At 66.9% G+C, this 26,569-nt stretch carries 24 protein-coding genes and 2 pseudogenes; 21 read left to right on the forward strand and 5 right to left on the reverse strand.

Features of this window, described 5'->3' with window-relative positions:
* The 20 genes and pseudogenes from AX702_RS22480 to AX702_RS08360 form a co-directional block, all read left to right on the forward strand.
* A pseudogene (locus tag AX702_RS22480) lies at positions 1–233 on the forward strand (shikimate dehydrogenase); the annotation flags it as partial.
* Between the two features lie 74 nt (positions 234–307).
* Positions 308–901: a dephospho-CoA kinase gene (coaE, locus tag AX702_RS08270; RefSeq protein WP_066778405.1), complete on the forward strand. Its 594-nt coding sequence runs from the start codon at positions 308–310 to the stop codon at positions 899–901.
* An 8-nt stretch (positions 902–909) separates the two neighbouring features.
* On the forward strand, positions 910–1,596 hold the full coding sequence (gene dnaQ, locus AX702_RS08275) for a DNA polymerase III subunit epsilon (protein WP_066778407.1): 687 nt from the start codon (positions 910–912) through the stop codon (positions 1,594–1,596).
* A 51-nt stretch (positions 1,597–1,647) separates the two neighbouring features.
* Positions 1,648–2,244, forward strand: coding sequence for a ribosome hibernation-promoting factor, HPF/YfiA family (gene hpf / locus AX702_RS08280; RefSeq protein ID WP_066778449.1), 597 nt, complete (start codon positions 1,648–1,650; stop codon positions 2,242–2,244).
* Between the two features lie 13 nt (positions 2,245–2,257).
* Positions 2,258–2,737, forward strand: coding sequence for a PTS sugar transporter subunit IIA (locus tag AX702_RS08285; RefSeq protein ID WP_066778409.1), 480 nt, complete (start codon positions 2,258–2,260; stop codon positions 2,735–2,737).
* Entirely contained in the window at positions 2,727–3,179 is a 453-nt protein-coding gene (locus tag AX702_RS08290; protein ID WP_066778410.1) for a PaaI family thioesterase, read from the forward strand. Before AX702_RS08285 ends, AX702_RS08290 begins: the two co-directional genes overlap by 11 nt.
* Positions 3,176–3,502 (forward strand): DUF1491 family protein, encoded by a 327-nt coding sequence (locus AX702_RS08295; protein ID WP_066778412.1) that lies wholly within the window; start codon positions 3,176–3,178, stop codon positions 3,500–3,502. The genes AX702_RS08290 and AX702_RS08295 overlap by 4 nt, the downstream gene beginning before the upstream one ends.
* Positions 3,503–3,704: 202 nt before the next feature.
* Positions 3,705–4,286, forward strand: a complete 582-nt coding sequence (locus tag AX702_RS08300; RefSeq protein WP_231731780.1) for a cell wall hydrolase — start codon at positions 3,705–3,707, stop codon at positions 4,284–4,286.
* A 79-nt stretch (positions 4,287–4,365) separates the two neighbouring features.
* Positions 4,366–4,857 (forward strand): MmcB family DNA repair protein, encoded by a 492-nt coding sequence (locus AX702_RS08305; RefSeq protein WP_066778451.1) that lies wholly within the window; start codon positions 4,366–4,368, stop codon positions 4,855–4,857.
* Between the two features lie 111 nt (positions 4,858–4,968).
* A complete protein-coding gene (locus AX702_RS08310) occupies positions 4,969–6,429 on the forward strand; it encodes a carboxyl transferase domain-containing protein (RefSeq protein WP_066778415.1) in 1,461 nt (486 codons plus the stop codon).
* Positions 6,422–7,213 carry an enoyl-CoA hydratase-related protein gene (locus AX702_RS08315; RefSeq protein ID WP_066778417.1) on the forward strand — a complete coding sequence of 264 codons (792 nt, stop codon included), beginning with the start codon at positions 6,422–6,424 and terminating at the stop codon, positions 7,211–7,213. Before AX702_RS08310 ends, AX702_RS08315 begins: the two co-directional genes overlap by 8 nt.
* Before the next feature lie 51 nt (positions 7,214–7,264).
* Positions 7,265–7,651, forward strand: a complete 387-nt coding sequence (locus AX702_RS08320; protein WP_231731781.1) for a lysozyme inhibitor LprI family protein — start codon at positions 7,265–7,267, stop codon at positions 7,649–7,651.
* A complete protein-coding gene (bioB, locus tag AX702_RS08325) occupies positions 7,588–8,643 on the forward strand; it encodes a biotin synthase BioB (protein WP_082746141.1) in 1,056 nt (351 codons plus the stop codon). Before AX702_RS08320 ends, bioB begins: the two co-directional genes overlap by 64 nt.
* Positions 8,644–8,684: 41 nt before the next feature.
* The gene (locus tag AX702_RS08330; protein WP_066778424.1) at positions 8,685–10,664 is read left to right on the forward strand and encodes an acetyl-CoA carboxylase biotin carboxylase subunit; all 1,980 of its coding nucleotides are present in this window, start codon (positions 8,685–8,687) and stop codon (positions 10,662–10,664) included.
* Positions 10,665–10,762: 98 nt separating this feature from the next.
* Positions 10,763–12,235: an efflux transporter outer membrane subunit gene (locus tag AX702_RS08335; RefSeq protein WP_066778425.1), complete on the forward strand. Its 1,473-nt coding sequence runs from the start codon at positions 10,763–10,765 to the stop codon at positions 12,233–12,235.
* Positions 12,235–13,614 carry an efflux RND transporter periplasmic adaptor subunit gene (locus tag AX702_RS08340; protein ID WP_066778427.1) on the forward strand — a complete coding sequence of 460 codons (1,380 nt, stop codon included), beginning with the start codon at positions 12,235–12,237 and terminating at the stop codon, positions 13,612–13,614. Before AX702_RS08335 ends, AX702_RS08340 begins: the two co-directional genes overlap by 1 nt.
* Positions 13,611–14,324 carry an ABC transporter ATP-binding protein gene (locus AX702_RS08345; protein ID WP_066778431.1) on the forward strand — a complete coding sequence of 238 codons (714 nt, stop codon included), beginning with the start codon at positions 13,611–13,613 and terminating at the stop codon, positions 14,322–14,324. The genes AX702_RS08340 and AX702_RS08345 overlap by 4 nt, the downstream gene beginning before the upstream one ends.
* Positions 14,325–14,375: 51 nt before the next feature.
* Entirely contained in the window at positions 14,376–15,584 is a 1,209-nt protein-coding gene (locus tag AX702_RS08350; RefSeq protein ID WP_066778433.1) for an ABC transporter permease, read from the forward strand.
* A 48-nt stretch (positions 15,585–15,632) separates the two neighbouring features.
* Entirely contained in the window at positions 15,633–18,380 is a 2,748-nt protein-coding gene (locus AX702_RS08355) for a [protein-PII] uridylyltransferase (protein WP_066778435.1), read from the forward strand.
* 80 nt (positions 18,381–18,460) lie between these two features.
* The gene (locus AX702_RS08360; protein ID WP_066778454.1) at positions 18,461–18,844 is read left to right on the forward strand and encodes a VOC family protein; all 384 of its coding nucleotides are present in this window, start codon (positions 18,461–18,463) and stop codon (positions 18,842–18,844) included.
* Between the two features lie 135 nt (positions 18,845–18,979).
* Here AX702_RS08360 and AX702_RS08365 read toward each other — a convergent pair whose 3' ends face one another.
* The gene (locus tag AX702_RS08365; RefSeq protein WP_066778437.1) at positions 18,980–21,751 is read right to left on the reverse strand and encodes a TonB-dependent receptor; all 2,772 of its coding nucleotides are present in this window, start codon (positions 21,749–21,751) and stop codon (positions 18,980–18,982) included.
* A gap of 234 nt (positions 21,752–21,985) precedes the next feature.
* A complete protein-coding gene (gene infC / locus AX702_RS08370) occupies positions 21,986–22,519 on the reverse strand; it encodes a translation initiation factor IF-3 (protein WP_066778440.1) in 534 nt (177 codons plus the stop codon).
* A 290-nt stretch (positions 22,520–22,809) separates the two neighbouring features.
* Between infC and AX702_RS08375 the strand changes: the two genes are divergently transcribed.
* Entirely contained in the window at positions 22,810–24,225 is a 1,416-nt protein-coding gene (locus tag AX702_RS08375; RefSeq protein WP_066778442.1) for a hypothetical protein, read from the forward strand.
* A 36-nt stretch (positions 24,226–24,261) separates the two neighbouring features.
* Here AX702_RS08375 and AX702_RS08380 read toward each other — a convergent pair whose 3' ends face one another.
* The 3 genes and pseudogenes from AX702_RS08380 to AX702_RS22485 all read right to left on the reverse strand — a co-directional run.
* On the reverse strand, positions 24,262–25,440 hold the full coding sequence (locus AX702_RS08380; RefSeq protein WP_066778443.1) for a glycosyltransferase: 1,179 nt from the start codon (positions 25,438–25,440) through the stop codon (positions 24,262–24,264).
* Between the two features lies 1 nt (position 25,441).
* A complete protein-coding gene (locus tag AX702_RS08385) occupies positions 25,442–25,990 on the reverse strand; it encodes a DUF2141 domain-containing protein (protein ID WP_066778445.1) in 549 nt (182 codons plus the stop codon).
* Positions 25,960–26,569 (reverse strand): annotated as a pseudogene (locus tag AX702_RS22485) (hypothetical protein); the annotation flags it as partial. The pseudogene AX702_RS22485 and the gene AX702_RS08385, both read right to left, overlap by 31 nt.

The raw sequence follows: 26,569 nt of genomic DNA on the forward strand, positions 1-26,569 counted from the left end.
AACCGCCGCTCGAGCTCGATCTGTTGCCGCTGCCGCCGGGGGCGATGGTGTATGACATCGTCTATGCGCCGCTGCACACGCCGCTGCTCGATGCGGCGGAGGCGCGCGGGCTGGAAACGATCGACGGCCTGGAGATGCTGGTGGGGCAGGCCGCTGCTGCGTTCGAGCTGTTCTTCGGCCAGCCGGCGCCGCGTGAACATGACGGCGACTTGCGGGAACTGCTGATCGCTTGAACGGTCGTCCCGGCCGCGACCGGGAAGCATGGCGGCGGGGAAACTTAGCGACCGGGAAAAACAAGGGAGGGGCAATGATCAAAGTGGGGCTCACCGGCTCGATCGGCATGGGCAAGTCGACCGTCGCCAAAATGTTCGCCGAGGAAGGCATCCCCGTCTTTGATGCGGACGCCGAGGTGCACAAGCTGCAGGGCCCGGCCGGCCGCGTGGTTGCCGCGATCGAGGCGCGCTTTCCGGGTACCACCGGAGAGGGCGGCGTGAACCGCACCGCGCTAGCCGAGGCTGTGTTGGGCGACGACGTGGCGATGAAGGCGCTGGAAGCGATCGTTCACCCGGCCGTGGGAGAGGAACGGGCCGCCTTTCTCGCGGAACATGCCGCCGCCCCGGTCGTCCTGTTCGATGTGCCGTTGTTGTTCGAAACCGGTGGCCAGCGCGCCATGGACAAGGTTGTTGTCGTTTCCGCCGCGCCCGATGTGCAGCGCGCCCGCACGCTTCAGCGGCCGGGCATGAGCGAGGGCAAGTTCGACGCCATCATCGCTCGCCAGGTGCCGGACGCGCAGAAACGCGCGCAGGCGGATTTCGTGGTTCCGACCGATGTGACGCTGGAGGAAACCCGCGCCCATGTCCGCCGGGTGATCGCTTGCCTCGTGCCCGGGGAAAGCCGATAATCCCCCGGATGCGCGAGATCGTTTTCGACACCGAGACCACCGGCTTCACCTTCGGCGACGACCGCATGGTTGAGATCGGCTGTGTCGAGCTGGTGAACCGGGTGGAGACGGGGCGGACGTTTCACGCCTATTTCCATCCGGAACGGACGATGCCGCTGGGCGCCTTCGCGATCCATGGCCTGTCGGACGCGTTCCTCGCCGACAAGCCCTTGTTCCACGCGGTGGCGGAGGAACTGGTCGCTTTCATCGGTGATGCGCCGCTCATCGCGCACAATGCCTCCTTTGACTTTGGCTTCTTGAATGGGGAGCTTGGCCGCTGCGGGCGCGACATCATCTGCATGAGCCGGATGGTCGACACGCTGGCGATCGCCAAGCAGCGGCATCCTGGCGCGAAGCTGACGCTGGACGCGCTGTGTTCGCGCTACGGGATCGATCGCTCGCACCGGGTGCTGCACGGCGCGTTGCTCGACGCGCAATTGCTGGCGCAAGTCTATGTGGAGCTGATGGGCGGCCGCCAGATCGGCCTGTCCCTCGTCAGCGATATTGTGGTGGAAGAGGTGACGGTGGAGGTGGCGGCGCCGCGTGTTGCCCGACCGCCACGCCATTTCGCACCCAATGACGAGGAACTTAGTGCGCACGCCGCGTTCATGACGAGAGTGAAGAATCCACTGTGGGGGGCCGAGGCGTCCGGTTGACGCCCAACGCTCCGGCGAATGAAGCCGGACCAGCCAATGGAGAATAGGTCGATGGATATCCGCATCTCTGGTCACCAGGTCGAAACGGGCGACGCGCTGAAGGATCATGTCGACAGCCGGCTGCAAGGCATTGCCGACAAGTATTTCAGCCGTGCGATCTCCGCTCAGGTGACCTTCGGCAAGGGGCCGCACGATGCCGGTTTTGGCTGCGACATCGTGGTTCATGTGATGCAGGGATTGGTGCTGAAAGGCCGGCACGAGGCGCATGACGCACATCTCGCCTTTGATGGCGCGGCCGAGAAGATCGAAAAGCAGCTGCGCCGCTACATGCGCCGGCTGAAGGACCGCAATGCCGGAGAGGTGCAGGCGCTGGCGGAAAGCGCGGCCTATGACAATTTCGACAACGCCGGATACACGCTGTTCGCCGAACGGATCGGCGAGGACGATGAAGCCGTCGATGCGCCGCTGATCATTGCCGAAACGCGCGTCGACATACCAGATGCGACCGTCTCGGACGCGGTGATGATGCTGGATCTGCGCAACACGGCGGCCTTGCTGTTCAAGAATAGCGGGACGGGGGCGTACAACATGGTCTATCGCCGCGGCGACGGGACGATCGGCTGGGTCGAACCGCAGCGCGCGGGGTGAACGCCGGAACGTCATGGCCAGTGATTTGAGTGATCTGCTCCACCCCGACCTGATCGTGGTCGGGGTAACGGCAAGCAACAAGAAGATGCTGTTCCAGCAGCTGGGCGCGCTGGCCGCCCAGACGCTGGATCTGAACGCTGGCGAAGTCGCCACCGCGCTGGCCGATCGCGAAAAGCTCGGCTCCACCGGCTTCGGCGGCGGCGTCGCATTGCCCCATGCCCGCATTCGTGATCTGCCGCGCATCGTGGTGATGATCGCCCGCTTGGTGCAGCCGGTCGAGTTCCAGGCCGTGGACGACATGCCGGTCGACCTGATCGTCGCCATCCTGTCGCCGTTCAGCGCGGGCGCCGATCATCTGAAAGCGCTGGCGCGCATATCCCATCGGCTGCGTGATCGCGGATTCGTGGCGAAGCTGCGCGGCGCCGGCTCCCGCGATGCCATCTACGCCTTGTTGACGGCGGACGAACCGGGAAGCACCCGCGATGCGGCCTGAAGGCGCAGAAGCGCATCACCGCGCGCTGGAATCGCTCTATGGCGCCGCGCCGATCAACCAGCTGTTTGCCTCCACGCTGGAGATCCCCGAGCCGGGCGTCGCGCGCATCAGTTTCGAGATCGTACCGGCGCATTTCCATGCCGCCGGTGCAGCGCACGGCACGTCCTACTTCAAGATGCTGGACGACGCGGCCTTTTACGCCTGCAACAGCCTCATCACCGATCGCTTTCTGCTGACCACGCAGTTCAATCTCGTTCTCACCCGGCCGTTGGCGGCGGGGCCGGTGATCGCGGAAGGACGCTGGATCAGCGGCCAGCGGCGGGTGTTCGTCGGCGATGCCCGCCTGATCACCCGCGACGGGGAAGAGGTGGCGCGTGGGACTGGCACATTCATGCGCAGCCGGATCGCGCTGGCTTCCCTGCCCGGGTATCGCCCCGCTTGAGCCCACGGCTCCCCTCTCACCTGATCGTATCGGCGCTGATGCGCCGGGTGAACGATGCTGGCGGTATCGCCGTCGTGCGCGCCCGCGGGGACGCCGATTCCGGCGCGATCCTGCTGCTGCTGGAGCGGGAAGAGCATTTCCTGGAACGTGCGATCGGGCTCGACGGTCGTGACTCGCTGGTGAGGAGCGGGCCCCGCCCCGAAAGCGGCGAATCGCTGGATGACTATTGGCAGCGGCGCCGCAGGAATGATCCGGATCTCTGGGTGGTTGCTCTGGATATCGCGGACGGCCAACGGTTCGCCGCTGAAACCATCCTGCCTTAATTGACTCAATCGCTGGGGTATGGCGATCGAGCTTTATTGATTTTCGCGTTGTGCCGCGGCGGGTGCGATCCGCATCGGTTACGCAGTCGGGGGGGATCCCGGCCGATCGCTGTTCTTTCCGAACGCCGGATCGTGTCCGCGTACCCACCGCCTTTGATAGTGGACGATGGCTTTTCTCTCGCGGGCTGCGGTTGCCGTAGCCATGACGATTTCTTTCTTCGGCCTGAGTGCGCAGAGCACGGCCGGACTGGCTGCCGAGGTCGAGCAAATGCTCCCTCAGCCTGCCGTACTGGTGTCGGAGCCGACGCCAGCAACCATTTCCGAGCCGACAGGCTTCGATGGTGATGAACTCGCCGAGGGCGATTCGGTTGCATATCCGACGCTGGCGGCGGCAGTTGCCGCGCAGTCGACGCATGATGGCGACGATGATGCCATTCAGTGCCTCGCCGGCGCAATCTTCTATGAATCCAAGGGTGAACCGCTGTCGGGCCAGCTGGCCGTGGCAGACGTGATCATCAACCGTTCCAAGTCGGGCCGCTTCCCGTCGGACATCTGTGAAGTCGTGACCCAGCGCGGTCAGTTCGGCTTCGTTCGCGGTGGCCGCATCCCGACGATCAACGAAGACAGCCGTTCCTATCGCACCGCCGTCGCGGTGGCGAAGGTGGCACTTGCCGACGCCTGGGACAGCGACGCGGATCGCGCGCTTTACTTCAATCGCGGTCGTGCGCCCGCCTCGGGCCTGACCAAGGTCGCCTCGATCGGCAACCACATCTTCTGGCGCTAAGGCCAGCGGCGAACGGCGGCCTTCTTATCGGCCGCTGCCCCACCTTTGCATTGTTCCTGAATTGTTCTATGAAGCGGGCGTGCTGACCACGCCCGCTTCCTGCGTTGATGATCCCTCTTCTCCGTTGTGCGCGGCCGATGTCGCGCGCGGCGTTACCCGGTTGCTGCTGCGGCACGAGCTGGTGGCCATGCCGGAAGTGCCGCTCGACGGTGGCCGCCGCGTCGACCTGATGGCGCTCGATGCCCGCGGCCAGATCACCATCATCGAGATCAAGGTGTCGCGCGCCGATCTGCTGGGCGACAGCAAGTGGCAGGATTATCTGCCGCATTGCGATCGCTTCTTCTGGGCCGTGCCCGCGGGGTTCGATCACACGCCCGTCGCCGGCGAGGCCTTTCTGCCGGAGCGTACCGGTCTGATCGTCGCCGATCGCTATGATGCGGCGGTCGTCCGCGAGGCGAAGACCGAAGTGATGAACACCCATGCGCGCAAGAAGTGCACGCTTGCCTTCGCCCGGCGCGCTGCGCGCCGGCTGCTCGCGCTGTCCGATCCGGAAGCCGTGCAGGGCTGGTGAGCCGCGGCGCGGGCCTCGCGCATTGCCCTGTTCCTGCCGCCACCTGACCGTTTTGGCATTTGCGTCCCGCGTCGCACAGGCGCAGGAAGCCCGCGCGGGCGGGAGAATGCCATGGCGGCGACGGTCGGAGAGCGGGAGACGAGCGGAGCGCAACATGCGCGCGGCTGCCTGACTGCGCGCGAGCGGCTCGACATCCTGTTCGATCACGAAACCTGTCGCGAGATCGGCGGCGCCGGCGAGGGCGTGATCACGGCGAGCGGCCTGGTACGCGGCCGGCCGGTCATGGCATTCAGCCAGGATGTGACGGATGCGGCCGGCGTCATGACCCAGGCGCAGGCCACAGCGATCGCCCAATTGGTCGATCAGGCGGTGGCGATTGGCACGCCCATCGTCGGCATCCACGATTCGCCCGGCGCAGCGCTTGACGAGGGGCTGGCGTGCCTCACCGCGCAAGCAATGCTGATGCAGGGCCAGGCGCGGGCGCAGGGCAGGGTGCCACAGCTGTCCCTGCTGTTCGGTCCCACCGTCGGCACCGCTGCCCTGTCGACCGGTCTCGCCGATTTCACCTTCATGCTCGACCGCGCGAGCGCTTTGTACCTGGCGGGGCCGCAGGTGCTGCGTCAGGCGACGGGAGAGATTGCGGGCGTGGACGCGCTCGGCGCGCCGTCCCTTCACGCCGCCGCCACCGGCATGGCCGATGGCGTGTTTCCGGACGAGATCGAGCTGTTGTTCGCAGCCCGCGACCTGCTGAACCTGCTGCCCACCGCCGCCGATCAGCCCGCACCATTGGTGATCACTGCTGACACGTCGGATCGGCTGGAGCCCGGCCTCGATCAGCTCGTGCCGCTCGATCCCGCCGCGCCCTATGACATGCGTGAGCTCGCGCGTGCGCTGGCCGATGAGCGCGCGATCTTCGAGCTTCAGCCCGCTCATGCCGCAAACATGATCTGTGCCCTTGCCCGGATCGACGGGCGCACGGTCGGTATTCTCGGCAGCCAGCCCCTGGTGCTGGGCGGGGTGATCGATCGTGCGGCCGCGCGCAAGGCCACGCGCTTTGCGCGCTTCTGCGACCGCTTCGCCATTCCCATGCTGGTCCTGCTCGATTCACCCGGCCTCCATCCCGGCGCGGCGGAGCAATCACGCGGGATCGTGCGGGATGTGGCGGATCTGCTGGCGGTGCTGGCGCGTGCAACCGTTCCGCGGATCACCCTTGTCACCCGGCGCGCGATCGGGGCTGCCTGGGCGATCTTCGCGCCGCAGCCCGGGGTGCCGTCCGTCTGCTATGCCTGGCCCGGTGCGGAGATTGCCGCCATGGCCGGCGATGCCGCGGCGGCGCTGCTGTTCGAAGCGGGCGATGAACAGAAAAAGCGTGACTATGCCGCCGCTATCGCTGATCCCTCTCACGCCGTGACGGCTGGGTTCGTCGATGCGGTGATCCGTCCTGCCGCAACCCGGCAGACGATCGCCGCAGCGCTGCGCCACGCAGCGCCTGCGCAGGAATTCGGCAGCATGCTGCCAAAGCCTTCTCCAACCGGAGCGGGACATACGAGGGAGAGAGACCGAAATGGCTGATTACGAAACGATCCTGACCGAGAAGAAGGGCGATGTCCTGGTCGTCACGCTGAACCGGCCGGAGCGGCTGAACGCAGCATCGATCCAGCTCGCCGAGGATCTGACGGTCGCGCTATACGATCTGCAGGGCGCGCGCGCGGTGCTGCTGACGGGTGCCGGCCGGGCATTCTGCTCGGGCGCCGATCTCCAGGCGCGCGGCGGCGGCGATACGCGCGTGAAAGGCGGCGATACGAGCCACCGCGCGCTGATGAACTTCTACAATCCGCTCATGTCGCAGATCATGAACCTGCCCGTGCCGGTGGTGACGGCAGTCAACGGTCCGGCGGCCGGCGTCGGCTGCTCCATGGGCCTGTCCGGCGACTTCGTGTTCGCGGGCAAGAGCGCTTATTTCCTCCAGGCGTTCGTCAACATCGGCCTGGTGCCGGATGGCGGCTCCACCTGGCTGCTCGCGAAGGCGATCGGCAAGGCGCGCGCCACGCAGATGATGATGCTGGGTGAGCGGATCGGCGCCGAGCAGGCCGAACAATGGGGCCTGATCTACAAGGCGGTGGATGACGACAAGCTCATGGACGAGGCGCTCGCGCTCGCCACGCGCCTTGCTGCCGGGCCGACCGTTGCTCTGTCGGCGATGCGCAAGAACATCCAGGTCGCGCTGGACGGCACCTTCGATCAGGTGCTGCGCGCCGAAGCCGAGGGCCAGCGGCTGGCCGGCGGATCCGAGGATTCGCGCGAAGGCGGCCTCAGCTTCCTCGAGAAGCGCAAGCCGGCGTTCAAGGGCCGTTGAGCATCCATCCCGTCCCGGTGCGTTGGTACCGGGACGGATCATGGAGGTACGATGACCAAGGTTTCTGGAATGGCGCTTCTGCTGGCCGTTCTCGCGTCCGCCCAGCCTGCTGGCGCCCAGACCCAGGCGCAAATGAATGCGCAGGCAGCCAATGACCTGCGCCGCGCCGATGCCGCGCTGAACGCGCAATGGAAACAGACCTACGCCGGCATGAAGGATCGCGACGCGCAGAATGCCGCGCGGGGCGGCGGCTTCGGCTATGCGGCGGCCACTCTTGCCAGCCAGCGCGCATGGCTGCAGTTCCGTGATCGGCAGTGTGTGATCGAGGGCGGCCAATATGCCGGCGGCTCACTGCAAGGGTTCGCGCGGGGGCAATGCCTCACGCGATTGACCCGGGAGCGGACCAAACAATTGAAGGATCTGATGTGGACGCGGTGACCCGCAACGATTGGAGCCGCGACGAGATCGCGGCGCTGTTCGACCTGCCGTTTGACGAGCTGATGTGGCGGGCGCAGGGCGTGCACCGCGCGCATCATGCGGTGGGCGAGGTGCAGCTCTGCACGTTGCTGTCGATCAAGACCGGCGGCTGCCCAGAGGACTGCGGCTATTGTTCGCAGTCCGCTCATGCCGAAACGGGGGTGAAGGCGACCAAGCTGATGGATGTGCGCGCCGTGCTGCAGCGGGCGGCGGAGGCGCGCGACGCCGGCAGCCAGCGTTTCTGCATGGGCGCGGCGTGGCGCAATCCCAAGGACCGCGACATGGATGCGATCGTTTCCATGATCCAGGGTGTGCGCGCCATGGGCATGGAAACGTGCATGACGCTGGGCATGCTGACGCCCTCGCAGGCGCAGCGGCTCGCCGATGCCGGGCTCGATTACTACAACCACAATATCGATACCTCGCCGGAGCGCTATGGGGAGGTGATCACCACCCGGTCGTTCGGCGAGCGGCTGGAAACGCTGGAGCATGTGCGCGAAGCGGGCATCAACGTGTGCTGCGGCGGGATCGTGGGCATGGGGGAGACGCGGGAGGATCGGGTCGGCTTCGTCCATGCGCTCGCCACCATGCCGCGCCATCCCGAAAGCGTGCCGGTCAACGCGCTGGTGCCGGTGAAGGGCACGGTGCTGGGCGACATGCTGGCCGATACGCCGCTCGCCAAGATCGACGATATCGAGTTCGTCCGCACCGTTGCCGTTGCGCGGATCACCATGCCGCTCAGCATGGTGCGCCTGTCCGCCGGTCGTGAATCGATGGGTGAGGCCACCCAGGCGCTGTGCTTCATGGCCGGGGCCAATTCGATCTTCACCGGCGACAAGCTGCTGACCGCCGGTAATCGCGGCGACAGCGCCGATGCCACGTTGTTCGCCAAGCTCGGCGTCCGGCCCATGGTGGCGGAGGAGCCGATGCGCGCCTGCGAGCCAGCGGCGTAACGCCAGCGGACCGCAAGGTGCGCGGCGGACGGGGACAACGCATGTTCGGCAAGATCCTGATCGCCAATCGCGGCGAGATCGCCTGTCGGATCATCCGCACGGCGCGTCGGATCGGCATCGCGACGGTCGCGGTCTATTCCGATGCCGATGTCCGCGCGCCGCATGTCGCGCTGGCGGACGAAGCGGTGCGGATCGGCCCCGCCGCGGCGAGCGAAAGCTATCTCGACGCCGATCGCATCCTTGCCGCCGCCCGTGCGACAGGCGCGACGGCGATCCACCCGGGCTACGGCTTCCTCTCCGAACGCGCCTCCTTCGCCACGGCATGCGCCGACGCGGGAATCACCTTCATCGGGCCCCCGCCGCAGGCGATCGCCGCCATGGGCGACAAGATCGCCTCCAAGGAGCTTGCCCGCGCCGCCCGCGTCAACGTCGTACCTGGCCATCCCGCTGCGATCGAGAGCGTGGCGGAGGCCGCGGCGGTGGCCGCCGGCATCGGTTATCCGATCATGATGAAGGCGTCGGCCGGCGGCGGCGGCAAGGGGATGCGGCTGGCGCACGACGAGGCCGAGCTTCGCGCTGGCTTTGACGCGACCCGGCGCGAGGCGCTCGCCAGTTTCGGCGATGATCGCGTGCTGATCGAACGGTTCATCGAACACCCGCGCCACATCGAGATTCAGCTGCTCGGCGACCGGCACGGCAACATCGTCTATCTCGGCGAGCGCGAATGCTCGATCCAGCGCCGCCACCAGAAGGTGGTAGAGGAAGCGCCGTCGCCTTTCGTCACCCCGGCGATGCGCCGCGCGATGGGCGAGCAGGCGGTCGCGCTCGCCCGGGCGGTCGGCTATCACAGCGCGGGCACGGTCGAGCTGATCGTGTCGGGCGCCGATCCGAGCGGCGAAAGCTTCTACTTTCTCGAGATGAACACCCGGCTCCAGGTGGAGCATCCCGTCACCGAAGCGGTGACCGGCCTCGATCTGGTGGAGCAGATGATCCGCATCGCCGCAGGTGAGCCGCTTGGCTTTTCGCAGGCGGACGTGCGCCTGAACGGCTGGGCGGTCGAGACGCGCGTTTATGCCGAGGATCCCTATCGCGAGTTCCTCCCCAGCACCGGGCGCCTGGTCCGCTATCGCCCGCCGCCGGCCGCGCGCGCTGCGGGTTCGGCGCATACGGATGGCGCTGCCGTCACCCGCATCGACGGTGGCGTGGCGGAAGGCGGCGAGGTCAGTCGCTTCTACGATCCGATGATCGCCAAGCTGATCACCTGGGCCCCGACGCGCGAGGCGGCGGTCGCGGCGCAGGTCGATGCGCTTGATGCGTTCGTCATCGAAGGCCCCGCCACCAACATCGATTTTCTGTCCGCGCTGATGCAGCATCCGCGTTTTCGCGGCGGCGATCTCAGCACCGGCTTCATCGCGGAGGAATATCCGCGCGGGTTCAGCGGCGCGCCTGCCGACGCTTCCCTGCTGCACGGCCTTGCCGGACTCGCCGCGCTCATGGCGGTGGCGCATGAGCGCACTTCTGCCGAGCAGGACTGGGCCGTGCGGATCGGCGCGCAGGATTTCGATGTCATCCTGTCCGGCCAGTCGGTGACGGTGAACGGCGACACGCTTGCCCTGTCGCACGATTATGCCCCCGGAACGGTGGCATGTCGCCTGCGCCTGGGCGACGAAACGTTGGTGGTGCAGGTGACGCGCACGCGTACCGGATTCCTCCTCCACACGCGCGGCGCGCGCCACGCCGTGCGTGTCCTGCCGCAGCGGATCGCCGGCTATGCGCGTCACCTGATCGCGCCGGCGGCAGCGGATCGGACGCGGGCGATCACCGCGCCCATGCCGGGGCTGCTTGTCCGGCTGGACGTCGCGGCTGGTGACGAGGTCATCGCCGGACAGGCGCTCGTCGTGATTGAGGCAATGAAGATGGAAAATGTGCTTCGCGCCGAGACCGACGGGAAGGTGGCGGCGGTGTGCGTCTCGACGGGCGAGAGCGTCACGGTGGATCAGGTGCTGATCGAGCTCGCCTGATTGTCCACTTGGCCCGCGTCGCCCTCTCCCCGCCCTTGCGACAAATCGCGACACAAAAGCGCTGGACCCTTCCACGCCGCCCAACCATTTCGGCAGGCATGACGCGTTTGCGGGTTTCGCTTCTCCTTTTCGCCGCGCTTGGCGGATGTACCGTCGGTCCCGATTATCGGCCACGCAGCGCCGCCGAGCTGGGCGTGCCGGACAGCTTCTCGGTCACCGCCGCGCCCACGCGCGAGGATCTCACCCGTTGGTGGCGCAGCTTCGACGATCCGGTGCTTGGGCAGCTGGTGGAGCAGGCGGCGGCAAGCAACCTCGACCTGGCGCAGGCCGCCGCGCGGCTGCGGCAGGCGCGCGAGGCGCTGGTGCAGAGCCGCGCCAGCCTGTTGCCCACGGTGAACGGGTCGGCGGGCTACAGCCGGTCTGAAACGCTGCGTGGCGGGCAGACGCTGATCACCCTGCCGGACGGCACGACGCAGAGCATCGGCGGTGGCGGCGGCTCCAATTTCTCGCTCGGGCTGGATGCGCAATATCAGCTCGGCCTGTTCGGCGAGGTGCGCCGCACGGTGGAGGCGAGCCAGGCGCAATATGAGGCGTCCGGCTATGATCAGGCGACGGTGCTCCTGTCGGTCCAGGCCGAAGTCGCGCGCAATTACGTCCTGGCGCGGCTTTATCAGCTGCAACTCGCCAATGCGCGCGACAGCCTGGCGCTGCAGGACGACAATCTGGAGATCGCCGGTTTCCGCGTGCAGGCCGGTCTTGTTTCCAGCCTCGACCAGGAACAGGCGCGGGTGCAGCGGGCGCAGACGGCCGCCTCCGTTCCGCTGATCGAGCAGCAATATAACGCCGCCGTGGCGCGCATCGGCGTGCTCACCGGCGCGGCACCCGGCGCGCTGAAGCCGCTCCTCGCCGCGACCCGGCCGATCCCGCGCGGACCGGAAAGCGCCGGCGTCGGCATCCCCGCCGATGTGCTGCGACAGCGGCCCGACGTGCGCGCGGCCGAACGCAGCCTCGCCGCCGCGACCGCGCAGATCGGCGTCGCCAAGGCGCAGCTCTATCCTGCGCTGGCGATCAGCGGAAACATCAACTCCAGTGCCGGCAATCTCGGCGGCCTGCTGGAAACAGTAACCGGTGGCCTCTTTGCCGGGCTCACGCAGGCGATCTTCAACGGCGGGCGGCTGAGCAGCCAGGTGCGCGGCGCCGAGGCTGCCGCCGATGCGGCGTTCGCCGCCTACAAGCAGACCGTGCTGGTCGCGCTGGAGGATATCGAGAATGCCGTCGAAGCGCTCCGCACGGCGGAGGCGCGCGAGCGTGAGTTCGCCGTGGCGCTGGAGGCGGCGAGCAATTCCGCGATCCTCAGCCGCAGCCAATATCGCACTGGCCTCACCGATTTCACCACGTTGAGCCAGCAGGAGGCGTCGCTGCTCTCCGCCCGCAACAGCGCCGCCCAGGCGCGCGCCGATCATGCCACCGCGCTGATCCAGCTCTACACCGCGCTGGGCGGCGGCTGGGACTCGGGCGCGGCGCCCCAGGCAATCTTACCCCCGAACAACACGCAGGACGGAACCCGCTGATGGCGACCGAGCAACTTGACGATTTCCTCGGGGTGAAGCCGCAGCCGGCATGGCGTCGTTGGGTGAAATGGGGCGGGATCGCGCTTGGCGTGATCCTGCTGGTGCTGCTCGGCCTGCGATTGTTCGGGTCGAGCGCGGCGGTGGGCTATGCCACGGCGCCGGTGCGGCGCGGCGACCTGACGGTCACCGTGTCGGCGACGGGCAAGCTCGCACCGACCAATCAGGTGACGGTCGGCTCGCAGCTTTCGGGCCTGGTCACGCGCGTGGTGGTCGACGTGAACGATCGCGTCACGGCGGGGCAGGCGCTGGCGCTCATCGATCCCGAACAGATCGACGATCAGATCCGCGCCGGCCAGGCGCAGCTGAACGCCAATATCGCCAGCGTGAATCAGGCGCGCGCCACCGTTGCCGAGGCGCAGGCGCAGCTTGCCCGGCTGGAGGAAGTGTATCGCCTGTCGAACGGGCGCGTGCCGTCGCAGACCGAGTTGCAGACCGGCCGCGCCAATGCGCAGCGTGCCGTTGCCGCCCAGCGCGTGGCGGAGGCGAATGTCGCCGCCGCGCGCGCGAACCTCGCGCAGAACCAGACGCAGCGGCAACGCGCCATCATCCGCTCGCCCGTCAACGGCGTGGTGCTCGCGCGTCAAGTCGATCCGGGTCAGACCGTCGCCGCGTCGTTCAACACGCCGACGCTGTTCGTGATCGCCGAGGATCTCAGCAAGATGAAGCTGGAGGTCGCCATCGACGAGGCCGACGTGGGATCGGTGAAGGAAGGGCAGGCGGCAAGCTTTACCGTGGATGCGTTCCCCGGGCGCACCTTCCCAGCGACGATCACCCGCGTCGATCTCGGCTCGAACCTGACCGCCAGCACCGCGACCTCGTCCTCCAGCAGCACCTCGTCGGGAACGTCCACCACCGGTCAGGTCGTGTCCTATGCGGCCGATCTCACCGTGGCGAACCCGACCATGGAATTGCGCCCGGGGATGACCGCGACGGCCGATATCGTCACCAGCGACAAGAAGAACGTGCTGCTGGTGCCCAACGCCGCCTTCCGCTTCAAGCCGACCACGGCCGGGGCGAGCGGCGACGGCGGCATCGCCGGATCGCTCACCTTCCGCCCGCGCCGCGATCGGCCGGAGCGCCAGGCGACGCTTGGCCGCGGGGCGCAGCAGACGGTGTATGTGAAGGGTGCCGATGGGCAGCCACAGGCGGTGCAGGTGACCACCGGCGATACCAACGGCTCGGTGACGGAGGTGCTGTCCGGCGGCCTGAAGCCGGGCATGGAAGTGATCACCGGGCAGCTTTCCGGCAGCGAAGGCGGCAGTGGCCGTGGCAGCGGCAGTGGCAGTGGTAGCGGCCAGCAGCGGCAGCGCGCGGGATGACCGATCCGATCATCTCGATGCGCAACGTCACCAAGGTCTATGGCAGCGGGCCAACCGCGTTTCAGGCACTGAAGGGCGTGGACCTCGACATCGCCGCCGGCGATTTCGTCGCGGTCATGGGCCCTTCGGGCTCGGGCAAGTCCACCACCATGAACATCCTCGGCTGCCTAGACGTGCCCAGCGCCGGCACTTTTCTGTTCCGCGGCCATCATGTGGAGACTTTGGACCGCGATCAGCGGGCATTGCTGCGGCGCCGTTATCTCGGCTTCGTGTTTCAGGGCTTCAACCTCTTGAGCCGCACCAGCGCGCTGGAAAATGTCGAGCTGCCGCTGTTGTACCGCGGCGATGATCGCAAGAGCCGGCGCGATGCCGGCATGGCGGCGCTGGACAAGGTGGGTCTCGCCGATTGGTGGGATCATACGCCCGCCGAGCTTTCCGGCGGCCAGCAGCAACGCGTCGCCATCGCGCGCGCGATCGTCACCCGCCCTGACGTGCTGCTCGCGGACGAACCGACCGGCAATCTCGATTCCGAACGCTCGGTCGAGATCATGGAATTGCTCACCGGGCTGAACCGCGACAGCGGGATCACCGTTTTGATGGTGACGCACGAGCCCGACATGGCGGCGTTCGCCCGCACCGTGGTCCACTTCAAGGACGGGCTGGTCGAGCGGGTCGATGCGAACCACCGGATGGGGGAGGGGGTCGCGTGATGCAGGGGCACCATCGCCCTTTCACCCGACAGGTGGGAGGACACTGAGGTCATGTTCGGCACCACCTTCGTTCTCGCGATCCGCTCGATCCGCCGCCACTTGCTGCGCTCGTTCCTGACGATCCTCGGCATCGTCATCGGCGTTGCCGCCGTGGTCGCCATGGTGACGCTCGGCAAGGCGACCACCAGCGCCGTGCAGCAACAGATCGCCGCGCTGGGCACCAACGTGCTGCAGATCCGCCCCGGCCAGGGCTTCGGCCGTGGCGGCGGTGGGCCGCGCCCGCCCGACTTCGACCCGGAGGACGTGACCGCGATCGCGCAGCAGGTGGCTGGCGTCACCGCCGTCGCCCCGCAGGCGTCGACCACCGCGACGGCCATTTACGAAGGCGCGAACTGGTCCACCACCGTTCAGGGCACCACCAATGCCGTCTTCACCGTCCAGCCCTGGCCACTCGCGCAGGGGCGGTACTGGACGCCGGCGGAGGAGCAGGCGGGCAAGGCGGTGTGCGTCATCGGCAATACGGTGCGCCAGAACCTGTTCCGTGGCGGGGAAGCGATCGGCCACCGCATGCGCATCGGCGCGATCAGCTGCGACGTGATCGGCGTGCTCACCGCGCGCGGTCAGGCCGGATTTGGCGGCGATCAGGATGATACGGTGGTGATGCCGATCAAGGCGGTGCAGCGCCGCTTCACCGGCAGCCGCGACGTGCGGCTGATGCTGGTCGGCGTGGATCAGGCCTATTCGACCAGCGCGGTGCAGGCGTCGATCAGCGATCTGCTGCGCGAACGGCGCAACATCTCCGGCGGCAAGCAGGACGATTTCAACATCTTCGATACCAAGCAGATCAGCGACACGCTGACCGGCACGACGACCCTGCTGACCCGCATCGTCGCGGCGGTGGCCGCGATCAGCCTGGTGGTCGGTGGCATTGGCATCATGAACATCATGCTCGTGTCGGTGACGGAGCGTACGCGTGAGATCGGCATCCGCCTGGCGATCGGCGCCGTGGCGAACGAGGTCTTGATGCAGTTCCTGGTGGAGGCCGTGGTGCTGTCCATGCTGGGCGGGCTGGTCGGCCTGGTGCTGGCGCAGCTCGTCATCGCGGTCGCCACGCCGCTGATGCAGGTACCGTGGACGTTCGATCCCAGCATCAATGTCGTGGCCTTTGCCATCGCCGCGGTCATCGGGGTGGTGTTCGGCTATTTCCCGGCGCGGCGCGCGGCGGGGCTGAACCCGATTGATGCCCTGCGGCACGAGTGACGGACAGGGGCATGGCCACGTGCGCATGTGCCGCTTACATCGGGGCGCATGAGCACGCGCTTTGACAATCTGACCAACCGTCGCGCGATCATCGATCGGCGCGTGATTGCGGAAGCCTTGGCGGCGCTTGATCCGGGCGATCCGGCGCTGCTCCGCCGCGAGGCGACGACGATGCTGAAGGACGCCCTTGAGGCGGGGCGCGCGGAGATTGCCCGGCGGCTGGGCGAACGGCCCTCCCGCGGGCTGGAGGCCGCCAATGCGCAGGCTTTTCTGGTCGATCAGTTGCTCAAGCTGCTGTTCGATCTTGTCACGCAGCGGCTCTACCCGCTCAGCAATCCGACGGCGGCGGAGCGGCTGACGCTGGTGGCGGTCGGCGGCTATGGGCGCGGCGAGATGGCGCCCTTTTCGGATGTCGACATCGGCTTTCTGACCCCCTGGAAGCAGACGCCCTGGGCCGAGCAGGTCATTGAATCGATCCTCTATGCGCTATGGGATCTGGGCCTGAAGGTCGGCCATTCCTCCCGCTCGCTCGATGAGATGGTGCGCCAGGCCAAGGGTGACGTCACGATCCGCACCGCGCTGCTCGAAGGGCGGTTCGTCTGCGGTGACGAAGCCTTGTACGAGGAATCGCAGGCGCGCTTCCGCAACGAGGTGACGCGCGGCACCGAGCGTCAGTTCATTGCCGACAAGCTGGCGGAGCGGAATGCGCGCCACGTGAAGATGGGCGATAGCCGCTACGTCGTCGAACCCAATGTGAAGGAAGGAAAGGGCGGCCTGCGCGATATTCACGCGCTCTTCTGGATCGGCAAATATGTCTATGACGTCGATCGCGCCGCGCAGCTGGTGGACAAGGGGCTGTTCACGCCGGCCGAATACCGGCTGTTCCACCGGGCGGACAATTTCCTCTGGGCGGTGCGCTGCCACCTGCATCTCGTGGCGGGCCGCGCGGAGGACCGGCTGACCTTCGACATGCAGCGCGAGATTGCGGAGCGGATGCGCTACGCCGACCGGCCCGGCAAGGCCGCGGTTGAGCGGTTCATGCAATTCTACTTCCTTCAGGTGAAAACGGTCGGCGCGCTGACGGGCGTGTTCCTGGCGCACGTCGATGATCTGTTTGCCGCGCGCGGCCGCCGCTTCGGCCTGCCCCGCCTGCGCCGCCGCCCGGGCAAGCTTCACGGTTTCGTGCTGGATCGCGGTCGCCTCGCCCTGCCGCACGACGGCTTTTTCGCCGAGAATCCGACCCGCCTGATCGAGATCTTCCAGCTGGCGGATCTGCATGGGGTGGAGATCCATCCGCTCGCCATGCGCGCCGCCACGCGCGATGCGAAGCTGGTGGATGAGGTGCGCACCGATCCGCGCGCCAATGCGCTGTTCCTGGATCTGCTGACGTCGCGCCACGATCCCGAAACGGTGCTGCGGTGGATGAACGAGGCCGGCGTGTTCGGCCGCTTCGTGCCCGATTTCGGGCGCGTCGTCGCGCAGATGCAGTTCGACATGTATCACCATTATACGGTGGACGAGCACACGATCCGCGCGATCGGCCTGCTCGCGCGGATCGAGCGCGGGGACTTTGTCGTCGAACATCCGCTGGCATCGGAAATCCTGCCGCAGATCGTGTCACGCCGCGTACTGTATGTCGCGGTGCTGCTGCACGACATTGCCAAGGGGCGGGGCGGCGATCACTCGATCCTGGGCGCGGCGGTGGCGGAGCGGCTCTGCCCGCGTTTCGGCCTCACGCGCGCCGAGACGGAGACGGTGGCGTGGCTGGTCCGCTATCACCTGCTAATGTCGGCCACCGCCTTCAAGCGCGATCTGTCGGATTTCAAGACGATCCTCGACTTCACCGACGTCGTGCAATCGGCGGAGCGGCTGCGGCTGCTGCTGGTGCTCACCATCGTCGACATCCGCGCCGTCGGGCCGGGCACCTGGAACAGCTGGAAGCGCCAGCTGCTCGGAGACCTCTATGAATCCGCCGAGGAGGTGCTCCGCCTCGGGCACAAGCAGCGCGGGCGGGAGGAGCGGATCGCCGCCAAGCAGGCCGCGCTTGCCGACAGCCTGGGGTGGGACGCGGCCACCATGTCCGCCTATGTCCGCCGCTTCCCGGAGGCATATTGGATCGCGGAGCCCGATGATGTGCTCGCCCATAACGCGCGTTTCGTCGCGGGGGTGGGGCAGGCGCAGCTCGCGATCGATGCGCAGGTCTATGCTCAGCGCGGCGCGACGCTCGTCACCGTTTATGCCGCCGACCATCCCGGCATCTTCTATCGCATCGCCGGCGCGATCCACGTCGCGGGGGGCAACATCATCGACGCGCGCATCCACACCACGCGCGATGGCATGGCGGTGGACAATTTCCTCGTCCAGGATCCCTTCGGCCGGCCGTTTGACGAACCCGAACAGCTAGACCGGCTGCAGACCGCGATCGAGGATGCCCTGGCGAACCGCGGCAAACTGGTCGAGCGGCTAAAGGCGAAGCCGCTGCCGCGGGTGCGCGCCGATGCCTTTCGCATCGAGCCCAATGTGCTGATCGACAACAAGGCCTCCAACCGCTTCACGGTGGTGGAGGTGAATGCGCGCGATCGCCCGGCGCTCCTGAATCAGCTCGCCCATGCGCTGTTCCAGTCCAAGGTGACGATCCATTCCGCCCATGTCTCCACTTATGGTGAGCGGGCGGTGGACACCTTCTACCTCACCGACCTCACCGGCGACAAAATCGCCGGCGGCCCGCGGCTGAAGACGCTGGAGAAGCGGCTGCTCGATGCTGCGGCGGGGCGCATGGTGGAGCTTGCGGCCTGACGATCGCCCGACCACGATCGTCATCCCGGGCTTGAACGAGACTCCGGATCACGTCCGGAGTGACGATGAAGGAGAGCGACATGCCGGTACTCGGAATGGGCGGGCTGTTTTTCCGCGCGCAGGATCCCGACGCGCTCAGCGCCTGGTATCGCGATCATCTCGGCGTCGGTGCCGGATGCAGTTCTGCCGGTGAGGGCGAGGCCAGCGAATGGTTCTGGCAGGTGCAGGGTGGCCCGATGGTATTCGCGCCGTTCAAGGCGACTACGGACTATTTCCCGCGCGACAAGGCGTTCATGATCAACCTTCGGGTGAGCGGCCTTGCAGACCTGATCCGCGATCTATCCGCCGCCGGCATCGCCGTTGAGACCCGCGCGGAGTGGGATACACCGGAAACCGGCTGCTTCGCCCGCATCCACGATCCCGAGGGCAACGCGGTCGAATTGTGGGAACCGCCAGCCGCCTGATCCGCCCGCCTGATCCTTGGCCCGCATCGGCCGTCCCTGAAACGCAAAATACCCCGGCTTCAGCCTGACTGAAGCCGGGGCAAGGATGCGGCATGGGAGGCGGATTGCTCCGCCACCCCCTTTGATCAGAGACGATCAGAAGCGCTTGCGCAGCGTCACGCCATAGGTGCGCGGCTCCGCCAGGAAGGCGGAAAACAGCTGGTTCGCCGGCGTGGTGCCCAGACGGATCGTCTGGCCCAGGCTGCCCGCGCCCTGGAACGGCGCGTTGAACGCGACCTGCTGATAATCCTCGTTGAGGAGGTTCTGCGCCCAAGCCTCGATCGACCAGTTCTGGTCGGGCCCGCGCACGCCGATACGCGCGTTCATCAGGAAGAAGCCGTCCTGCTCCTTCTCGTAGAACAGGTCCGAACCGGTGTTATAGTCGCTGGTCATGCGGCCATCGACGTAGAACAGGCCGGTCAGGCCCGTGCTGCCGAGGTCCGGCGTCCAGCTGACCGAGCCCGTCACCACGTTGCGCGGTGCGTTCGACATCTGGCTGCCGGCGAGCAGGAACAGCGCCGGGTCAAGCGCTTCGCCCGAGGCCGAGCCCACCAGGTTGCGGCGGAACTTGGTGTCGGCCAGCGTGTAGCCCAGGTTCACGGAGAAGTTGCGCGCCGGGTACAGGCCCAGTTCCACTTCGACACCCTGGCTGCGCACGCCGGGCTTTACGTCCGCCGAGCAGGCGCCGGTCGCGGCCGAGCCGTCCTGGTCCGCACCGTTCAGGCTTTCCGAGCACGACCCGATGTTCTGCACGACATAATTGGTGCCGTTGAACGTGTTGAGCTGGAAGTTCTCGAAGTCCGAACGGAACACGGTGACGTTCGCGGTGAACTGGCGCGTCGAATATTTCACGCCCGCTTCGTAGCTGTCGACCTTCTCCGGATCGAAGCGCAGGTTGGTCACGTCGCTCGAGGAGCGCGGGAACAGCGCCGAGCCGAGATCCGACCGGTCGAGGTTGTAGCCACCGGCCTTGTAGCCGCGCGAATAGCTTGCGTAGAGCATCAGGTCGCGCGTCGGCTTCCACGAGATCACGCCCGTGCCGGTGAACTCGTCCTCGCTGAAGTCGTCCTGCAGGTCGAGGCCGTTGAGCGCCACGGACGAGTTGCCGGTGCAGCCCAGAGTGATGATGCCGCCGGCAAGCGACGCCAGCGCCGGGTTGGCGAGAAGCCCGCCAAGGCCGCCCTGCGCCGTGCCCGCCTGAAGCGCCGGGCAGACGGTGTTGGTGTTCTCGAAGTTGGCGCGGAACGCCTTCGCTTCATGCGTCCAGCGCAGACCGGCGGTGATCGACAGCGTATCGGTCAGCTTGAAGATGTTGTGCGTGAAGAACGCGTAATTCTCGCTGTCCTGATAATAACGCGCATTGTTGTCGCCCAGGTTGTTGAGCGTCGACAGGCGCTGCAGGTTGCCGATGATCAGCGGGGCTGCCGCGCCGAGCGCGCCGGTCAGCGCCGCCGTACCCGTCGGGGTGAGACAGCCCGGCTGCGTCGGATCGCGCAGCGCCGCGGCCGGGTTGATCGTCGCGACGATGCGGCACGAGGCGAACGCGCCGTACTGCGAGCCGAACTGGAGGTTGTCGCCAACCACCAGGTCCTCGTTCGAATAATAGCCGCCGACGAGCCAGTCGAGGCGATCGTCGAACAGCGAGCCCTGCAGGCGCAGTTCCTGGGTGAAGGTGTGGAACTGACGGAACGCGCGGCCATCGTCGGCGCGATAGCCGATGTCGACATTGCCATAGTCGATGTCGGAAGCGTTGCCGGCGTTATATTCGCGATAGGCGGTGATCGACGTCAGCGAGGCATTGCCGAAGTTATAGTCGATCTGCATCGACCCGCCGTAATCCTTGGTCACGTTCGAATAGGCGCGGCCCGGCGAATTGGCGATCTGGCGGTTGTACGGGTCACCCGCGCTCGGGAAGATGCCGCCCATGCTGCGCAGCACGTCGACGATGCGGTTGCCGTTCGGGTTGATGGTGAAGTCACCCGGCTGGCCCGGCGTCGGATCCAGCTTCTCGCGCAGGTCGACATATACCGCGCCGCAGCACTTTTCGTCGCGCCAGGTGTAATCGCCCAGCAGGCGGATCGTCAGGTCGCTGGTCGGTTCGAACAGCAGCTGGCCGCGCACGAACCAGCGGTTGCGATCGTTATAGTCGGTGTCGTTGACGACATCGTTCAGGAAGCCGTCGCGCTTGTTGAACACGCCATCGAGGCGGAACGACAGCACGTCCTGCACGATCGGGCCGGTGACGGCGCCGGCCAGGCGGATGTTGTCGTAATTGCCGTAGGTGCCCTCGAGATAGCCGCCAAACTCGTCATCCGGCTGCTTGGTGTAGATGTTGATCGCACCTGCCGATGCGTTGCGCCCGGAGAGCGTGCCCTGCGGCCCGCGCAGCACCTCGATCCGGTCCACTTCGCCGATGTCGTTCAGGCCCGAACCGGTGCGGCTGCGATACACGCCGTCGATGAACACCGCGACCGAGCTTTCGAGGCCGGGGTTGTCGCCCACGGTGCCGATGCCGCGAACGCGGGCGGTGGCGTTGGCTTCGCTGCCGGTGGAGGACACCTGGAGCGAAGGGGCAAGCTGCGCCACGCCGCGAATGTCATTCGCGCCCGAGTTCAGGAGAGCGGCCTGGCTGACGGCGGAAACGGCGATCGGCACGTCGGCAAGGCGCTCGGCGCGGCGGGTGGCGGTGACGACGATGTCGCCTGCGCCCATTTCAGTGGCACCGAGATCGGTATCGCTGGCGGGAGCAGCCTGGGGCTGATCGACCGAGCCGGCGGCGGTGGGATCCTGGCTCGGCTGTTCCTGCGCAAGGGCGGGAAGGGCGGCAAACAGGACGGCGGTGGATAGAAGCGAGGCTACGCGACGCATCGGGCTCTCCGGTTATTTTTTTGGTTCGATGGGAGCGGTGCCTTTAATCCCGCCGCTGCAGGTGCAAACTTTTTTTTGCTGCGCCGCAAAGCTTTTCGATCCCGCTGTCGCGTGGATGCCACGATTGGTCCGCGGCGGCCCTGTCCAAACTGTCAGTTGACGCTACGTCAGACATGAAAAAGGCCGCGACCTTCGATGAAGGCGCGGCCGTTTCGCCGGCGAACCGAAAAAAATTTACTTCGGCGCGAGAACCATCAGCATCTGGCGGCCTTCCATGCGCGGATAGGCTTCCACCTTGGCCACCTCGGCGACCTGCTCGGCCACCCGCTGGAGCACCGCCATGCCAAGCTGGCCGTGGCTCAGTTCGCGTCCGCGGAAGCGCATGGTCACCTTCACCTTGTCGCCATCGCCGATGAACTCCTCCACCTTCTTCATCTTGGTGTCGTAGTCGTGATCGTCGATGTTCGGACGCATCTTGATCTCCTTGATCTCCTGCGTCTTCTGGCTCTTGCGGGCGAGGTTCGCCTTCTTTTGCGCCTCGTACTTATACTTGCCGACGTCCAGGAACTTGGCCACGGGCGGATCGGCATTGGGCGACACCTCGACCAGATCGAGCCCGACTTCCTTGGCCTGCTCGATTGCCTGACGGGTGTACATCACGCCGAGATTCTCGCCCTCGTGATCAATCACGCGGACCTTGGGGCTCTGGATCCATTCGTTGAATCGCGGGCCGTTCATCGGCGGCGCCTGCATTGGCCGGCGCATCATGGGCGGACGGATGGTCAATTCTCCTGTTGCTTCAAACTGCCAACATATAATGCGTCCTGCCACGGTTCGAAAGACTTCAATCGGCCACGCCGGCCTAAAGTCGACGCCAGTGCCATTCAGCGACCGCTTCCGGCGCGCAGCAAGGGGAGAGCTGAGTCCCTGAGCGGGGCTGGGCGGCGGTCCGAGTGGCGCGCCGAGTGGCGGGAGGGCGGCGAGCCGGGCGGCCCGTCGGACGGCCGGCGCATGGTGGCCGGTGACACGGGCTTGGCCGCGCTCTAGGCAACGCGCCGATGATTGCCCGCACCCTCGATCGCCAGCGCCTGCTTGTCCTTGTGATCGTGGCGATTCTGGCGCGTGCGGTCACGTTCGCGAACCCGGTCGTCCATGTCGACGAGGATTTCTACTTCACCGTTGCGCGCGTCATGTGGAACGGTGCCATGCCCTATGTGGATGCCTGGGATCGCAAGCCCTTCGGGCTCTTCCTGATCTACCTGCTGCCGGCCGCGCTGCCGTTCAGCTGGGGGATCCTCGCCTATCAGGCGATGGCGCTCGTGGCGGTCGCGATCACCGCCTGGCTGATCGCGCGGCTGGCGGTGCTGGGCGGCTGGTCACGCGGGGCGACGCTCAGCGGCCTAGCCTATATCCTGTGGCTCAATCTCGCGAGCGGGCAGGGCGGGCAGTCCCCGGTCTTCTACAATCCCCTGATGGCGGGCGCGGCGCTTCTGATCGTCACCAACCGCGCGCGCGCGGGCTGGCGCGATGCGGCGGCGCTGCTGCTCGTGGGTCTGGCGATGCAGGTGAAATATTCCGCGCTGTTCGAGGGGGTGTTCTTCGGCATCTGGATCATGCTGCGGGATTGGCGGGCGGGCGATTCGCTCGGCCGGATCGCTGCCCGTGCCGCTTTGCTGGCGGGGCTCGCGCTTCTGCCCACGGTCGCCGTCGCCGCTTATTATGCCGCGATAGGCCAGATCGATGCCTTCACCTTTGCGAACTTCGTATCAATCACCGAACGGCGCACCGATCCGCCGCTCGAACGGCTGGGCAATTTTGCCAAGATCGCGCTGCTGCTCGCCCCGCTGATCGCGATGGCGGTGGATTCGGTGCGTCAGGCACCGGCCGCCGAGGCACACACGGAGCGCCGCTTCCTCCTGTGGTGGCTGGGAATCGCAATCGCCGGCATCGTCGGGTTCGGCGGCTGGTTCGATCATTATGCGCTGCCCGCGTTCGTGCCGGGCGCGGTCTGCGCGGCGGGGTTCCTTGGCGAACGCCGGCGCGGGCGGATGGTCGCGATCGGGCTGGCGGCGCTGATCGGCACGGTCACGATCGTCGCCGATCGCCTCGGCCGCGGTGGGCCGGACGAGTTCCGCGCCCTCACCCGGGCGATCGGCAGCGGGCCTGGCTGCCTCTGGGTCTATTCCGGCACGCCGAAGATCTACGCCGCCGTCCATCGCTGCCGCGTCACCCCCTATCTCTTCCCCAGCCATCTCTATCGCACGCGCGAGCAGGGAGCGATCGGGGTCGATCAGAAGGCGGAGGTGCGGCGCATCCTGGCGGCGGCGCCGGCGGTGGTGGTGATGCGTCCGCTGTCGATCGGCGAGCGGCCCGAAGTGCGCGCGATGGTTACCGCGATCATGGCGCGCGACTATGTCGTCGCGGCGCGCGAGCGGCTGGGGCGCGAAACGCTGACGATCTATCGCCATCGCTGAAACGAACTGGCCGGATGTCGCCGGAACCAGGCCGATCTAGGCCGCCTTGCGCTGCTTCAGGGCCAGGGCGGCTTCGTAATAGGCCATCAGATCAACGGTATGATCGCGATCGGTGCGCACCCGGCCGGCCGCCGCAACCGCCGCGGCGCGCAGCTGGGCAGGGTCGCGCGCGCGCAGCCGGGCGATCGCGTCGGCGCAGGAAAGCGCATCGCGCGGCCGGTATAGCTCGGCGCACCGCGGATCGGCCACTTCGGCGCACCCGCCCGAATCGGGCACGATCAGCGGCAGCCCGGACGCCATCGCTTCGGATGCCACCAGCCCGAACGGCTCCGCCTCCGATCCATGGATAAGCGCATCGCAACTCGCCATGATCCTCGCCAGTCGCGCGCGATCATAGATCGGCTTGAACAGCCGGATGTGCGGGCTGCCGGCGATCCGACGCTTCATGCGATCGGTGTCCACGCCCTGGCCGAGCAGGATCAGCCCCACCGGCAGCGTCGCGCCGGCGCGCTCGGCCGCATCGATCACCATCGGCCAGCGCTTTTCCGGGTGATGCCGCCCCAGGCCGAGCAGCAGCAGCCCGTCCTCGCCCAGCCCGCATTGCCGCAACAGGGCGCGGCGCACATGCCCATCCCGCAGCGCCGGCGAGAAATGCCCGCGCTCGATGCCCAGCGGCATGGCCGCGTCGATCCTCAGCCCACGCGCGCGCAGCCGCTTGGCGAGCGCCGGCCCGTTGGTGACCACGCAATCATATTTGTCCAGGAAGCGGGCCATGTAGCGGGTGTACCAGCCGAACGCCCGCTCGATGCGCTCATGGCGCGCCACGCCTTCGAACCAGCGCTGGGCATAAGCGGCCATGTTGTCATTGTGCATGAAGAAGGACTTCAGCGCACGGCCCTGCCACTCCCCCACGAACCACGCCGGTCGCCAGGGTGACGAACATTCCACCACATCGGGATCATAATGGTCCAGGAGGGCCGTCACCGCCTCGCGATCCCAGAACAGGCCGTAATTGCTGTCGAACGGCAGCTTCGGCGATCGGACGAAGTGGATGCGGCCGCCACCCGGCCGATCCTCGATCCGCTCTTCCACGCCGGGCGCAAGCAGGATCAGCTCATGCCCCAGATCGTTCATGATCCCGATCTTCCGATCGATGTACGTCCTGACCCCGCCGCCCGTCGGCGAATAGAATTCGTTGACGTCGACGACGCGCATGTCAGTCGCCCACAGGGCCGAAACTGGGGATCAGGCCGCGCAGATACTGGATCTGGATGGTCACTCTCCCCACCCCGCGCGGGATGTTCACGATCGATTGCGACAGCTTCGGGCGCGATCGGCCGATGCGCTGGTTGGACGCGATGCCGGCGCCGTCCGTCCACACGTTGAACTTGTTCTTGTTGTCGCGATCATGCGTAACGAACAACGCGTACCGCCCTGGCGCCGGGGCCCTGATGCACATGGTGATTGCGCCGTTGGCGGGAGTAGGCGCCAGGACGCGGTGGAAGAACCGGCCTTGGGCGGTCAGGTCGCGATCATCCTTCAGGAAGTCCTCTTCCCTCGCCGGGAACAGCTCCAGCTTCAGGTTGCCGGTGCGGTCCTTCAGGCCCGTGATCGACACCTCGAGGGCGGGCTGATCGCGCTGGACGCACGCCGCCGCGTCGCTCCCGATCACGCGTGCAGCCGCCGCCGGGGTCGTTGGCCCCAGCAGCAGCAGCAGCGGCAGCAGGGCAGCCTTCAGCGTTGCCAAAGCCGTAACCCGGTCCATCCCGCGCCGATCGCAAATGCCAGCATCAGGCAGACGTGCACGACCAGCGTCAGCGCGGCAACAAAGGCGATCATCTCGCTCAGCGCCTCGCCCTGACCGATCAGGAGGATCGCGAAACTGGCGAACAGCAGGTCCTTGTTGGGCACCAGCGGCAAGCGCGACACGAGCAACCGCGCGGCCGACAGGAACAGCCACATCCACAGGGACACGTCCGGCATGGCGTAATGCCAGGCGAGCGCCAGCAGGAGCGAACTCGCCGCGATGCGCGCGCAATGGATCCAGAACACCTGCCAGAGCTGGCGCCGGGGCAGCGAGAAGACCCGCTTGGAAAACAGGATCAGCAGCAGGCTGACGGCCAGGGTGATCACCGCGGACCCGGCGACAGCGTTCAGGACGCTCGGCGGCATCAGTTGATAGCCGACGGGCAGCGCCAGCGCGCACAGCAGAATGGTCGCGCCATTGCCGGCGATCGCCGACAGCAGCGACACATCCTTCACCGCACCGAACGGCGCGGCCACCAGGTTCGCGCGCGCGCGCGCCCATGCGTAGAAATAGGCCTCGCCCGAATAGCCCAGCACC

It is taken from the genome of Sphingomonas sp. CCH5-D11 (assembly GCF_001557395.1).
Taxonomy (GTDB): Bacteria; Pseudomonadota; Alphaproteobacteria; order Sphingomonadales; family Sphingomonadaceae; genus Sphingomonas.

Bases quoted from the DNA above. Each gene is read 5' to 3' on its own strand.
- AX702_RS08345 (WP_066778431.1), top strand. From the start codon at position 13,611: ATGACCGATCCGATCATCTCGATGCGCAACGTCACCAAGGTCTATGGC.
- AX702_RS08285 (WP_066778409.1), top strand. From the start codon at position 2,258: ATGGCCAGTGATTTGAGTGATCTGCTCCACCCCGACCTGATCGTGGTC.
- AX702_RS08365 (WP_066778437.1), bottom strand. From the start codon at position 21,751: ATGCGTCGCGTAGCCTCGCTTCTATCCACCGCCGTCCTGTTTGCCGCC.
- AX702_RS08290 (WP_066778410.1), top strand. From the start codon at position 2,727: ATGCGGCCTGAAGGCGCAGAAGCGCATCACCGCGCGCTGGAATCGCTC.
- AX702_RS08300 (WP_231731780.1), top strand. From the start codon at position 3,705: ATGACGATTTCTTTCTTCGGCCTGAGTGCGCAGAGCACGGCCGGACTG.
- AX702_RS08310 (WP_066778415.1), top strand. From the start codon at position 4,969: ATGGCGGCGACGGTCGGAGAGCGGGAGACGAGCGGAGCGCAACATGCG.
- AX702_RS08355 (WP_066778435.1), top strand. From the start codon at position 15,633: ATGAGCACGCGCTTTGACAATCTGACCAACCGTCGCGCGATCATCGAT.
- coaE (WP_066778405.1), top strand. From the start codon at position 308: ATGATCAAAGTGGGGCTCACCGGCTCGATCGGCATGGGCAAGTCGACC.
- AX702_RS08385 (WP_066778445.1), bottom strand. From the start codon at position 25,990: ATGGACCGGGTTACGGCTTTGGCAACGCTGAAGGCTGCCCTGCTGCCG.
- AX702_RS08380 (WP_066778443.1), bottom strand. From the start codon at position 25,440: ATGCGCGTCGTCGACGTCAACGAATTCTATTCGCCGACGGGCGGCGGG.
- dnaQ (WP_066778407.1), top strand. From the start codon at position 910: ATGCGCGAGATCGTTTTCGACACCGAGACCACCGGCTTCACCTTCGGC.
- hpf (WP_066778449.1), top strand. From the start codon at position 1,648: ATGGATATCCGCATCTCTGGTCACCAGGTCGAAACGGGCGACGCGCTG.
- AX702_RS08340 (WP_066778427.1), top strand. From the start codon at position 12,235: ATGGCGACCGAGCAACTTGACGATTTCCTCGGGGTGAAGCCGCAGCCG.
- AX702_RS08360 (WP_066778454.1), top strand. From the start codon at position 18,461: ATGCCGGTACTCGGAATGGGCGGGCTGTTTTTCCGCGCGCAGGATCCC.
- AX702_RS08350 (WP_066778433.1), top strand. From the start codon at position 14,376: ATGTTCGGCACCACCTTCGTTCTCGCGATCCGCTCGATCCGCCGCCAC.
- infC (WP_066778440.1), bottom strand. From the start codon at position 22,519: ATGATGCGCCGGCCAATGCAGGCGCCGCCGATGAACGGCCCGCGATTC.
- AX702_RS08375 (WP_066778442.1), top strand. From the start codon at position 22,810: ATGATTGCCCGCACCCTCGATCGCCAGCGCCTGCTTGTCCTTGTGATC.
- AX702_RS08330 (WP_066778424.1), top strand. From the start codon at position 8,685: ATGTTCGGCAAGATCCTGATCGCCAATCGCGGCGAGATCGCCTGTCGG.
- bioB (WP_082746141.1), top strand. From the start codon at position 7,588: ATGCCTCACGCGATTGACCCGGGAGCGGACCAAACAATTGAAGGATCT.
- AX702_RS08320 (WP_231731781.1), top strand. From the start codon at position 7,265: ATGACCAAGGTTTCTGGAATGGCGCTTCTGCTGGCCGTTCTCGCGTCC.
- AX702_RS08315 (WP_066778417.1), top strand. From the start codon at position 6,422: ATGGCTGATTACGAAACGATCCTGACCGAGAAGAAGGGCGATGTCCTG.
- AX702_RS08335 (WP_066778425.1), top strand. From the start codon at position 10,763: ATGACGCGTTTGCGGGTTTCGCTTCTCCTTTTCGCCGCGCTTGGCGGA.